Raw genomic sequence first — 11893 nt, 5'->3', positions numbered from 1 at the left:
AAAAGGGCCGGCACATGCATGGGCTACCCGTACCAACGCACCCCGCCAGCTCGTTCCAAAGTAGCATTCGGTCCGGTCCGCCCCCGTGCATTAATGCTTCTACCGGAATCCTCCGGCACAAGAAGAGGACTTGCCCTATGTGGACTAAACCCGCCTATACCGACCTGCGCATTGGCTTCGAAGTGACGATGTATTTCGCCAACCGTTGATGACGGCCCGGCCATCGCCACGGTGGCCGGATCCTCCTGGAGCATGTGCCTGTGAACCTGATTGATCGCCAGCAAGCCCTTGCCTTGGGGCGAGGCTTGCGCCTGGACTGGGAGCCACAGAAGGCTTGCCACGTGCTGTTGTACGCCGGGGGCATCATCGAGCTCAATGCCAGTGCCGGCTGGGTCCTGGCGCTGCTGGACGGCCACAGTACGGTGGCAACGGTCATCGACCGCCTGGCACAACGCTTCCCCGATGTACCGGGGCTCGAAGAGGACGTACTGGCGTTTCTGGAGGTGGCCCGCGCCAAATCCTGGATAGAATGACCGGTAGCCCCGCTTTGGTCTGGTTGCTTTCGTGGTGGGATGCTTTACGCTGGCGTTTATCTTCCAGAACAATAAGAACAGGCTTACCAATGAGCCAGAGTTTCAGCCCCCTTCGCAAGTTTGTATCGCCTGAAATCATCTTTGGTGCCGGCTGCCGGCACAATGTGGCCAATTACGCCAAAACCTTCGGCGCACGCAAGGTACTGGTGGTCAGCGACCCTGGCGTGATCGCGGCCGGCTGGGTGGCGGATGTGGAGGCCAGCCTGCAGGCCCAGGGTATCGACTACTGCCTGTACACAGCGGTGTCACCCAACCCGCGGGTCGAAGAGGTGATGCTCGGCGCCGAAATCTATCGGCAGAACCACTGTGACGTGATCGTCGCCGTCGGTGGCGGCAGCCCGATGGATTGCGGCAAGGCCATCGGCATCGTGGTGGCCCATGGGCGCAGCATCCTCGAATTCGAGGGCGTGGACATGATCCGCGTGCCCAGCCCGCCGCTGATCCTGATTCCGACCACCGCCGGCACCTCGGCGGACGTGTCGCAGTTCGTGATCATTTCCAACCAGCAGGAACGCATGAAGTTCTCCATCGTCAGCAAGGCGGTGGTGCCGGACGTGTCGCTGATCGACCCGCAGACCACCCTGAGCATGGATCCGTTCCTGTCGGCCTGTACCGGCATCGATGCGTTGGTGCATGCCATCGAGGCCTTCGTGTCTACCGGCCACGGGCCGCTGACCGATCCCCATGCGCTGGAAGCCATGCGCCTGATCAATGGCAACCTGGTGGAGATGATCGCCAACCCCACCGATATTGCACTGCGTGAAAAGATCATGCTCGGCAGCATGCAGGCGGGGCTGGCGTTCTCCAATGCGATCCTGGGCGCAGTGCACGCCATGTCGCACAGCCTGGGCGGCTTCCTCGACTTGCCCCATGGCTTGTGCAACGCGGTGCTGGTGGAGCACGTGGTGGCGTTCAACTACAGCTCGGCGCCGGAGCGTTTCAAGGTGATCGCCGAAGTGTTTGGTATCGACTGCCGCGGTCTCAATCACCGGCAGATCTGCGGTCGGTTGGTAGAGCACCTGATTGCCCTGAAGCGTGCCATCGGTTTCCATGAAACCCTGGGCCTGCACGGGGTGCGCACGTCCGATATCCCGTTCCTGTCGCAACACGCGATGGATGACCCGTGCATCCTCACCAATCCCCGTGCGTCGAGCCAGCGTGATGTCGAGGTCGTTTATGGCGAGGCCCTCTGACGAGCAGCAGCGGGCGTTGGCCGGGCTGCTGGGGCTGGGTGACCACTCGGCGCGCAAAAGCCATTACCCGGAGCTGTCCGCCCGCCTGGACGAACTGGAAGCCGAACGCAACCGTTACAAATGGCTGTTCGAAAACGCCGTGCATGGTATTTTCCAGGCCAGCCTTCAGGACGGCATGCGTGCCGCCAACCCGGCGTTGGCGCGCATGCTCGGCTACGACGACCCGCAAGCGGTGCTGTTTTCCCTGACGGACCTGGCCGCCAACCTGTTTGACGGCGGTGCCGAGGAGTTACAGGCCATTACCGCAGTGCTCGCCCGTGAGCACAGCCTGCACGGCTACGAAACCCGTTTGCGGCGCAAGGACGGCAGCCATCTCGATGTGCTCATGAACCTGCTGCTCAAACCCGGCCATGAAGGGCTGGTGGAGGGGTTCGTTGCCGACATCACCGAGCGCAAGCTGGCCCAGCAACGCCTGCAACAGCTCAATGATGAACTGGAGCAACGGGTCGCTGCGCGTACCGATGAATTGCTGGAGGCGCGCGATGCTGCTGAAGCTGCCAACCGCAGCAAGGACAAATACCTCGCCGCCGCCAGCCATGACCTGCTGCAACCGCTGAACGCCGCCCGCTTGCTGATCTCGACCTTGCGCGAGCGGCCATTGCCAGAGGCCGAGCATGTGCTGGTGGAGCGGACCCACCAGGCCCTGGAGGGCGCGGAAGACCTGCTGACCGACCTGCTGGACATTTCCCGGCTCGACCAGGCGGCGGTAAAGCCGGATGTGGCCGTGTACCGCCTGGACGAGCTGTTCGCGCCGCTGGTCTCGGAGTTCAGCTCAGTGGCCGATGCGGCGGGCCTGAAGCTGCATGCGCGCATCCCGGACTGTGCCATCAGCACTGACCTGCGACTGATGACGCGTATCCTGCGCAACTTCCTCAGCAACGCCTGCCGCTACACCGACGAAGGCCGGATCTTGCTGGGGGCGAGGCGCCGCGGTGGTCATTTGCGGCTGGAGGTGTGGGATACCGGGCGGGGCATAGCGCAGGATCGGCTGCAGGCCATATTTCTCGAGTTCAACCAGCTGGACGTTGGCCGCGCAGCGGATCGCAAGGGCGTTGGCCTGGGGCTGGCCATCGTCGAGCGGATCGCCAAGATTCTCGGTTACCGGATTGAGGTACGTTCGTGGCCGGGGCGTGGTTCGGTGTTCAGCATCGAGGTCCCGCTGGGTAAAGAGGTGCCGCTGGCCGCTCACCAGGTTGTGCCGCTGCCAAGCGTCGGCAACCCGCTACCGGGCCGCCGCCTATTGGTACTGGACAACGAAGTGAGCATCCTCGAGAGCATGGGCGCGCTGCTTGGGCAGTGGGGCTGCGAAGTGGTGACCGCGACCGACCAGGCAGGTGCCTTGCTGGCCTTGCAGGGGCAGGCCCCGGAACTGATCCTGGCCGACTACCACCTGGACCATGGCGTGGTGGGTTGCGAGGTGGTCAGGTATTTGCGTGAGCATTTTGCGGTTGCCATACCGGCGGTGATCATCACCGCCGACCGCAGCGATCAATGCCGGCGGGGCTTGCAGAAATTGGGGGCGCCGCTACTGAACAAACCTGTGAAACCCGGGAAACTGCGGGCGGTGTTGAGCCAGTTGCTCTTGGTGCATTGATTGCGCAGGGCTCATTAGGGGCGCGGGAACTGCATTTGCCTGAAGCCTGCGCTGTACCTGTGGGAGCGGGCTTGCCCGCGAAAAGATGAAATGGGCTGGCGCTGTATAACCCCCTGATTTGGAGTTGCCCTGCGAACAACGAAGTAGAGCCGTGAAGGCCCGTTGCGACGTTTGGATCCAGTGATCAAAAAACTTTACCATTCGGTCAGCTTGCAAGAAATTAGCAAGCTAACTAATGCGGTTTTAAATACCGCTGGTCGGTGCTTTTGCTCAAGAAATGAACGATTACCCTGTTGATGGCTCATATTGGCCAGCAGGTGTATTCGCATGAACTGCACCTGGCATCTCTCAGGAAGTTATCAACCTTAAAACTCATGTGAGTCGCAGGGACTCACATGGGGATTTTTATTGCCTCTGATCATGGAGTAACGCCTATGCCCAACCGAGGCTCAACGGTTGAGTCGCTGTGTATTCATGTTTCAATCCGCTGTTTCAATTAACGATATGAATGGGGTCTTGCCGTTGCGATCACGCCGTTCGCACGCCTGTAGCACGGCCCGCTAGCGCTAATGCATTACGTGGAGAATTCGACGTGGAGTTTAATACAATTATTAGCCTGTTCGGGCAGAAAGAATCCATGGAGCTGGTGCGGTTGTCGGTTATTTATGTTCATTTGCTGGCCTGCTGCGTTGCCATCGGGCTGGTGTTTGCCAGCGATGCCGAGATGGTCAGGGACTTGTTGAAGGGGCATCAACAGGCCGGGCATGACGGTAGGCATATGGCACGTTTACAGAAGTCTGTAACGAACGCCTTGATGTTCTTGTGGCTCACGGGGGCTGCCGTCATCGGTATCGACTACCTTGAAAAAGGCATGGGTTACTTTGCCAATCCGAAACTTCACGCCAAAGTTATTATTGTCCTGTTGCTGACATTCAATGGCATGTTGTTGCACCGTTATGTCCTGCCGGCGTTACTCAAGGCGGGCTCTTTGCTTGACCTGAATATCGGCGTGCGCATGTTTGCACTGTTCTCCGGCGCGTTGTCCGGTGTGTCCTGGTTATATGCGGCAATGTTGGGTGTCGGTCGGCCGCTGGCCTGGAAGTATTCGCTGACCGAGTTGCTGCTGGCCTATCCAGTCATGATCCTGCTCGGCTTTGCCCTGATGGCCGCACTGACCCAGTGGGCGCGCAAACGCACCATGGCCAAAGCGACGCAAGCACCTGTCTGGCCGCTGGCGGGCATTCCTTGCTGATGGCCTGAGGCACTGCGACGGCGCCACGAACCGCAAACCTGGTTTGCGGCGCCGTTGCAGTGCCTGATGTGATTCAGCACGGCAAGCGTGCAACGCTTCCATGATCCGTTGCAAGACTGCGAACCGGCGCTCGCGGTTACAGGTTTGCCTGCACGCTGCGCCCTTTGGCCAGATAGGCGTTGAACTCATCTTCCGGCACCATGCTGCCCCCCGTTCCCCAGACGAGGTGTGTAGCCTGCTGCAGCTGGGTTGGGGTGAAGCCCTGGCGAGCCAGGTACTCGCCGGCTTGCAGCACCCGTAGCATACCGGGTACGCCGGCCAGGGCAGAGGGTTCCAGTTTGACCTTGTCCTGCTCATGGGCGATGACCATCAAGCGGTACAGCTCTTCGTCGGTCACGGTGTAGTAACCATCGATCAGCCGCTGCATGGCTTTGCCGACAAACCCTGATGGGCGCCCGACCGCCAGGCCGTCTGCGGCGGTGATATTGTCGATGCCGAAGTCCTGCACGCAGGTTTCATCATGCAGGCCGGTATAGACACCCAGCAGCATGCAGGGGGAGTGGGTGGGTTCGGCAAAGATGCAGTGCACCGCATCGCCGAACACCAGCTTCAGCCCGAATGCGACACCGCCCGGACCGCCCCCTACGCCGCACGGCAGGTAGACGAACAAGGGGTGATCTGCGTTCACCTGGATGCCAGCCAGGTCGAATTGCCGCGCCAACCGTTCGGCGGCGACGGCATAGCCGAGAAACAGCTGTGGGGAGTTTTCGTCGTCGACAAAATAACAATTGGGGTCTGAAGCCGCCTGCTGGCGACCCTGCTCGACCGCTACGCTGTAGTCGCACGCATGTTCTACCACGGTCACGCCGTTGGCCCGCAGCCTGTCCTTCTTCCATTGCCGGGCGTCTGACGACATGTGTACGCTCACCTTAAAACCCAGCTTGGCGCTCATGATGCCAATCGACAGCCCCAGGTTGCCGGTCGAACCCACGGCGATCGTGTACTGGCTGAAGAATGCGCGGGCCTGGTCGCTCGCCAGTTTGGTGTAGTCATCCGTTGACGTGATCAATCCGGCCGCCAGGGCCAGGTCTTCGGCATGCTTGAGCACTTCATGGATACCGCCCCGGGCCTTGATCGAACCGGAGATGGGCAGGTCACTGTCCGCCTTGAGCCACAGGCTGCCTGCGTTCTGCAGTGATCCTTCTTCGACAAGCACCCGGCGCAGCTGTGGCAGCGGGATGACAGGCGACTCGATGACCCCGCCGGCAGCGGCTGTTTCGGGGAACACAGTGGCCAGGTAAGGCGCGAACCGCTGCAGCCGCGCGCTGGCCGCTTGCACGTCGGCCGCCGTCAGGCCCACATCGTGCAGGGCTTCTGCAGCCTTGGCGATACCAGGGTTGAACCAGCTGGTCTGCTTCAGGGCAACCAGCTCGGCGATGATCGGGTGGCTTTGTTGCCAGGCTTCCAGGGTTTTTCCGTGAATCATGATTTCACCTGCAGTGCAGTCTGTGGGCCGCCAGCAGCAGTCTCGTGACAGGGGGAAGGCGCAGGATAACCCACGGAGTTTCGAACATTACACATTGGTTTTACTGAGGTGTTGCCTGTACCGGCCTGTTCGCGGGCTCGCCCGCTCCCACAGGCCATCACCGCCTTCAAGGCTTGCACAGTACCTGTGGGCACGGGCCAGACCGCGAAAGTGCCTGTCCAGGCACCAGAGGATCTGTACAGTTCGCTTACTCAGCCATAAGGCGGCGCTGGCAGTTCGGCCAGCAGGGTTTTCAAGCCGTCGCTCCACTGCCTGCGAATCTGCTGGTAATAGGCATCGTCGCTGGTAATGCGCTTGCGCGTCATGCTTTCCAGGCTGTTGTTGCGGTACACCAGCAAGTCCAGCGGCATGCCCACCGACAGGTTGCTGCGGATGGTGGAGTCGAACGAAATCAGGCCGCAGCGCAGCGCTTCATCGAGCGGCGTGCGGTAATCCAGGTTGCGGTCGAGTATTGGTCTGCCGTACTTGCTTTCACCCAGTTGCAGAAACGGGGTGTCCGGTGTGGCCTGGAAGAAATTGCCTTGTGCATACACGTTGTAGATGGCCATGGGGCCGCCGGCTATCTGGCCGCCGACGATGAATGAACTGCTAAGGTCGATATCGGCCGTGAGCTTGCTGCGGTCTCTTTTGACCACCTCGCGCAGGGTGTCGGCGACCAGCACCGTTGCATCGTAGAGCGTGGCAACGTTCAGCAGGTGGGGGCCGTTGCCCTGGGTGCGTTGCTGCAGCAGGTTTACCACCGACTGTGAGGTCGCCAGATTGCCGGCGGTCTGCAGCACGATCAGCCGCTCGCCCGGGGTGCTGAAGACGAACAACTTGGTGAACGTGGAGATCTGGTCGATGCCGGCGTTGGTGCGTGAGTCGCTGATGAAGACAAGCCCGTCCTCCAGGTGCATGGCGACACAGTAAGTCATGCGGTTTCCCTTGTGTTGCGTGTGGAAGGGTCTTGCCGCACTCGCGCGGCAAGACCGGTCTGACGCCAGCCTGTCACTGGCGATGCACGTGGACGCTGGCCTGCATCGATTCGGCGCCGCCGCCGCGGCGTACGCCCCTGACCGGACAGGCATCGAGGTAGTCCAGGCCCACCGCCAGCTTCAGGTGACGCTCTGGCCGGGTCAGGCGGTTGGTAATGTCGAAGCTGTACCAGGCTTCGTCGACCCAGGCTTCGGCCCAGGCGTGGCTGGCCAGGTGTTGTTCGTCCTCGGTGCACAGGTAGCCGGACACATAGCGTGCCGGCACCCCCAGGCTGCGTGCGCAGGCCAGGAAGGCGTGGGTGTGGTCCTGACACACGCCTGCGCCACCGTTGAAGGCTTCGATGGCCGTGGTGCCCACCGACGTGGCCCCAGGGCTGTAGGGCATGTGCTCGGCCAGGCCTTGCATCAGCCCGATCAGTGCTGCCCGGTCGCGGTGACTGCCACATTGCCGGGCGGCGAAAGCAATCAGGTTGTCGTCGGCCTGTGTCAGGTGGCTGCCGCGCAGGAACGGCAGGGGCGACTGGCTCTCGGTTTCGTGTTCGCAATCCGGGTCGATCTCGACCTGGCCGTGTGCGGTAAGCGCCAGGTGGCCATGGGGTTTGTCCAGCGTCAGCACATGCAGGATGTTGCCGTAAGGGTCGATCTGGCCCTTGACCTTGCAGGGCAGGTCCAGTTGCCATTGATTGATACGCTGGCGTTCGCTGCTGCGCGGCGTCAGGCGCAGGAACTGGATACTGTTGCACACGTCGCTGGCGTAGCTATAGGTCGTGTCGTGGCGAATGGACAGTTTCATACAACCTCCAGGTAGGAGTGATGGACGGCCTGGCCCAGTTGGTTGATGCGGCCAATGAAGTCGCTCAGCCAGGGGTGCAACCCGGCATCGAGGATTTCGTCGATTGCGGTGTAGCGCAGGCGCGCATTCAGTTCGGCGGCCATGCGCTGGGCGGCACGCCCGGTACTGCCCGGCAGGCCCGCCAGGATCAGGTCCAGTTCCTCGATGCAGGCATGCAGCGAGCGCGGCACGTCTACCCGCAACAGCAGCAGTTCGGACACCGGCCGGGCACTGGGCGCGGCGCGATAGAGCTCGTTGAAGGCCTCATACGAGGTCAGCGCGCGCAGCAGGGCGCTCCATTGGTAATAACCGCGGGCGGAGTCGTCGCTGACCTCTTCGGAAGCCTCGCCGAACATTTCATAGCGCGAATCGAGCAGGCGCAGGGTGTTGTCCGCCCGCTCCAGGAAGGTCCCCAGGCGAATGAAGCTGTAGGCATCGTTGCGCATGATGGTGCCGGAGGTCGCACCGCGGAACAGGTGCGACCGTTCCTTTACCCAGTCGCAGAACTGGCTGATGCCATAGCGACCCAGGCCGTTGCTGGCAATGTTGCGCATTTCGATCCAGGTGGCGTTGATGTTCTCCCACATGTCGGCGGTGATACGGCCGCGCACCGCATGGGCATTGGTTCTGGCGGCCTGCAGGCAGCAATAGATGCTGCTGGGGTTGGTGGCGTCGAGGGCGAAGAAGTGCAGCATGCGCTCGGTGTCGAGTTCATTGTGCCGACGCAGGTAGTCGTCCAGCATGCCCGAGGCCATCAGCGACATTGCCAGTTCGGCATGGCCGTCGCTGCGCCCGGCCTGGGGCATCAGCGACAGCGAGTAGCTGACCTCGAGCATGCGCGCGAGGTTTTCTGCGCGCTCCAGGTAGCGGGACATCCAGTACAGGTCGGAAGCGGTTCGCGAAAGCATGGCTCAGTCCTCCACCACCCAGGTGTCCTTGGTACCGCCGCCTTGCGACGAGTTGACCACCAGCGAGCCTTCCTTGAGCGCCACGCGCGTCAGGCCACCGGGCACCAGGCGGGTTTCACTGCCCGACAACACGAACGGGCGCAGGTCGATGTGACGCGGTGCGATGCCGCTGTCGACGAAGGTCGGGCAGGTTGACAGGCACAGCGTCGGTTGAGCGATATAGGCGTGCGGGCGGGCTTTGATGCGCGCGCGGAAGTCCTCGATCTGGGCTTTGGTCGAGGCGGGCCCGACCAACATGCCATAGCCGCCGGAACCTTGGGTTTCCTTGACCACCAGTTCGGGCAGGTGGGCCAGTACATGGGACAGGTCCGCCGGCTTGCGGCACTGCCAGGTCGGCACGTTGTTCAGGATCGGTTCTTCGCTCAGGTAAAAGCGGATCATGTCGTCGACAAAGGGGTAGATGGATTTGTCATCGGCCACGCCAGTGCCGACCGCGTTGGCCAGTACCACATTGCCGGCGCGGTAAACCGAGATCAGCCCCGGCACGCCCAGCATCGAGTCAGGGTTGAAGGACAGCGGGTCGAGGTAGTCGTCGTCCAGGCGACGATAGATCACGTCCACCTGGTGGGGGCCGGCCGTGGTGCGCATGTACACATGCTCATCACGTACGAACAGGTCGGCGCCTTCGACCAGCTCGATGCCCATTTCCCGGGCCAGGAAAGCATGCTCGAAATAGGCGCTGTTGAAACGGCCGGGCGTGAGCAGCACCGCGGTAGGGTTGTCCAGTGGACTGGCGCTCTTGAGCGTGTCCAGCAGCAGGTTGGGGTAGTGATCGATGGGCGCGATGCGCTGGGCGGCAAACAGTTCGGGGAACAGGCGCATCATCATCTTGCGGTCTTCGAGCATGTAGCTGACGCCGCTGGGGGTGCGCAGGTTGTCTTCCAGCACGAAGTAGCTGCCGTCGCCGTCACGTACCAGGTCGACACCGGCAATATGCGCATACAGCCCACGGTGAAGGTCCAGGCCCTGCATGGCGATCTGGTAGCCCTCGTTGGCCAGCACTTGCTCTGGCGGGATGATGCCGGCCTTGAGAATGTGCTGGTCGTGGTAGATGTCCTGCAGGAACAGGTTCAGCGCCTGTACCCGTTGAATGCAGCCACGCTCGACTGTGCGCCATTCGCTGGCGCGGATGCTGCGCGGGATGATATCGAAGGGGATCAGGCGCTCGGTATCCTGCTTGTCGCCGTACAAGGTGAAGGTGATGCCAGCGCGGTGAAACAGCAGGTCGGCCTCGCGTCGGCGCTGTTCCAGCAACTCCAGCGGGGTGTTGGCCAGCCAGCGGGCGAACTCCTGGTAATGCGGGCGGCAAGTGCCGTTCGCTTCGTACATTTCATTGAAAAAAGCCCGGGACATACCCACTCCTTGCCGCCGTTGCCGGCAGCTTCATTGCGGTTCATCTGCGTCTTTCAGGGTGCTGCCTTGCTGGGGTAAGTGGGAGCTGTGTCTCGCGTTAACCTCGGTTTCGGTAGATTGCCTGTGCGTTGAGTACAACCAGTCTGTGCAATAAAAGTGCCGAATACGCCAGGCGGTTCTGGCGATGCAGGAAATGTGAGGGGCGCACCCGATGTGTGCTGCCTGGCCGCAAGGGCCGGCGCATCAAAAAAGGGCGCTTTTGATCCGGGCGCGGGTTTTGAACCGAAATGGGGCGCAGGCCGGTGCCCGGCGGGACAAAAAGGAAATAGTCCGGGTGCATGACTTGGGGGGAAGGGGGCATGCATCGAGTGCCGCGCGGGCGGCACCCGATTGAACACACGCTGAATATCGCGAGGCGAGCGCCTTCAGGCCCTCAGAGGCAGGCGTAGACCACCAGCTCCACCAGCATTTCTTCCCGGGCGAGGCCCGCCACCACGACGGCAGCGCGGTTGGGGTAGGGTGCCTGGAAATACTCAGCGTACACGGCATTTACAGTTGCCAGATAGCGGCGGTCAGTCACGTAGATCAGTACCTGGGTCACGGCATCCAGCGAGCTGTCAGCGGCTTCCAGGGTGTGGCGCAGGTTGTCCAGTGTCTGGCGGGCCTGTGCCTCGATGCCGCCGGCAACCACCTGGCCCTGCGTATCGATTGGGATCTGGGCCGTGTACAACGTACCGTTGCCGACGACCGCCCATTCCAGTGGCGCCCTGGAGGCGAACAGCTCGGTCTTTATTGCATGCTTCATGGGTTGTTTCCTCAGTGGCAAGGGTGTTCAGTCGGCGTCGCTGCCGCCGCCTGCACCGTGGCGGCGTGAGGCATCGGTGCTCTCGACAAGGATGTGTTCGGCCAGCTGCCTGAGCCTTTGCCAGGTATGTTCGTTGACGGTAAAACCTTGCTGCAGTGAGCGTTGCGGGTCGGTTATCGCCTGGGCGGTCTGGCCTGCTCGGGTGAACAGCACCGTTACGTCTTGCGCGGCCGCTTCAATGCCCCGGGGCCGGGCTTCACTGCTCAGTTCCGGGCGCGGCATGCCGGCGGTAAAATCGGCCAGGTGGTATTGGCGGGCGTCCTCCCAGCGGGCTTGCACGTGCAGCCCCTGCACAGCTGCCCGGCTCAGGTAGCCCAGCAACAGCAAACGGTTGTGGCAGTGGCGGATGCGCAGTTCGGCCTGACCACAGCGCATGGCCTTGGCGGCCGCCAGTTCCACCACCGTCGCGGCGCAGCGCAATACGCTCTGGCCCTTGGCGTCGATCACCAGCAGGGCGTTATCCTCATGGCACAAGGCGTATGGCCGTGCAGCTTCGGCTTGCAGATAAAGCAACGCCTTTTCCAGTACACCGACGCCATCGAGCCCCTGCAGTTGCAACCAGCCCACGAGTTCGGCGGCATCCTCGCAGTCGCCCGGGGCGAAGCCCATGCCTTCGAATGCCTTGCGGCACATCACCTGTAATTCGTTAAGCGATACGCGCAT

General features: G+C 61.9%; 12 protein-coding genes. 5 read left to right on the top strand and 7 right to left on the bottom strand.

Annotated features, from left to right (window positions below):
- Window positions 1-137 precede the first annotated feature (137 nt).
- The 5 genes from pqqA (at window position 138) to ACTJJN_RS06520 (ending at window position 4692) form a co-directional block, all read left to right on the top strand.
- Complete coding sequence (pqqA, locus tag ACTJJN_RS06540; protein WP_003243383.1) at window positions 138-209, top strand: pyrroloquinoline quinone precursor peptide PqqA; 72 nt, start codon at window positions 138-140, stop codon at window positions 207-209.
- A gap of 51 nt (window positions 210-260) precedes the next feature.
- A complete protein-coding gene (pqqD, locus tag ACTJJN_RS06535) occupies window positions 261-533 on the top strand; it encodes a pyrroloquinoline quinone biosynthesis peptide chaperone PqqD (protein WP_003254087.1) in 273 nt (90 codons plus the stop codon).
- Between the two features lie 89 nt (window positions 534-622).
- Window positions 623-1786 carry an alcohol dehydrogenase-like regulatory protein ErcA gene (ercA, locus tag ACTJJN_RS06530; protein ID WP_004576476.1) on the top strand — a complete coding sequence of 388 codons (1164 nt, stop codon included), beginning with the start codon at window positions 623-625 and terminating at the stop codon, window positions 1784-1786.
- Complete coding sequence (locus ACTJJN_RS06525) at window positions 1770-3440, top strand: PAS domain-containing hybrid sensor histidine kinase/response regulator (protein ID WP_440781134.1); 1671 nt, start codon at window positions 1770-1772, stop codon at window positions 3438-3440. Before ercA ends, ACTJJN_RS06525 begins: the two co-directional genes overlap by 17 nt.
- Window positions 3441-4077: 637 nt before the next feature.
- Window positions 4078-4692 (top strand): hypothetical protein, encoded by a 615-nt coding sequence (locus ACTJJN_RS06520; RefSeq protein WP_017147696.1) that lies wholly within the window; start codon window positions 4078-4080, stop codon window positions 4690-4692.
- Window positions 4693-4828: 136 nt separating this feature from the next.
- Here the strand turns inward: ACTJJN_RS06520 and ACTJJN_RS06515 are convergent, their stop codons facing one another.
- The 7 genes from ACTJJN_RS06515 to ACTJJN_RS06485 all read right to left on the bottom strand — a co-directional run bounded on the left by ACTJJN_RS06515 (window position 4829) and on the right by ACTJJN_RS06485 (window position 11893).
- Window positions 4829-6178 (bottom strand): D-serine ammonia-lyase, encoded by a 1350-nt coding sequence (locus tag ACTJJN_RS06515; RefSeq protein WP_221100168.1) that lies wholly within the window; start codon window positions 6176-6178, stop codon window positions 4829-4831.
- Window positions 6179-6429: 251 nt separating this feature from the next.
- A complete protein-coding gene (locus tag ACTJJN_RS06510; RefSeq protein WP_003254077.1) occupies window positions 6430-7152 on the bottom strand; it encodes a proteasome-type protease in 723 nt (240 codons plus the stop codon).
- Window positions 7153-7225: 73 nt separating this feature from the next.
- The gene (locus ACTJJN_RS06505; protein ID WP_012052765.1) at window positions 7226-8005 is read right to left on the bottom strand and encodes a transglutaminase family protein; all 780 of its coding nucleotides are present in this window, start codon (window positions 8003-8005) and stop codon (window positions 7226-7228) included.
- On the bottom strand, window positions 8002-8952 hold the full coding sequence (locus tag ACTJJN_RS06500; protein ID WP_012052764.1) for an alpha-E domain-containing protein: 951 nt from the start codon (window positions 8950-8952) through the stop codon (window positions 8002-8004). Before ACTJJN_RS06500 ends, ACTJJN_RS06505 begins: the two co-directional genes overlap by 4 nt.
- Window positions 8953-8955: 3 nt before the next feature.
- Window positions 8956-10365: a circularly permuted type 2 ATP-grasp protein gene (locus tag ACTJJN_RS06495; protein ID WP_012052763.1), complete on the bottom strand. Its 1410-nt coding sequence runs from the start codon at window positions 10363-10365 to the stop codon at window positions 8956-8958.
- 433 nt (window positions 10366-10798) lie between these two features.
- Complete coding sequence (locus ACTJJN_RS06490) at window positions 10799-11170, bottom strand: RidA family protein (protein WP_012052761.1); 372 nt, start codon at window positions 11168-11170, stop codon at window positions 10799-10801.
- Between the two features lie 27 nt (window positions 11171-11197).
- The gene (locus tag ACTJJN_RS06485; RefSeq protein ID WP_440781133.1) at window positions 11198-11893 is read right to left on the bottom strand and encodes a DUF3726 domain-containing protein; all 696 of its coding nucleotides are present in this window, start codon (window positions 11891-11893) and stop codon (window positions 11198-11200) included.

It is taken from the genome of Pseudomonas sp. 22515 (assembly GCF_052044625.1).
GTDB classification, from domain to species: Bacteria; Pseudomonadota; Gammaproteobacteria; order Pseudomonadales; family Pseudomonadaceae; genus Aquipseudomonas; species Aquipseudomonas alloputida.
The sequence above is the reverse complement of the archived record's forward strand: the minus strand, read 5'-3'. Positions and strand labels throughout refer to the sequence as shown.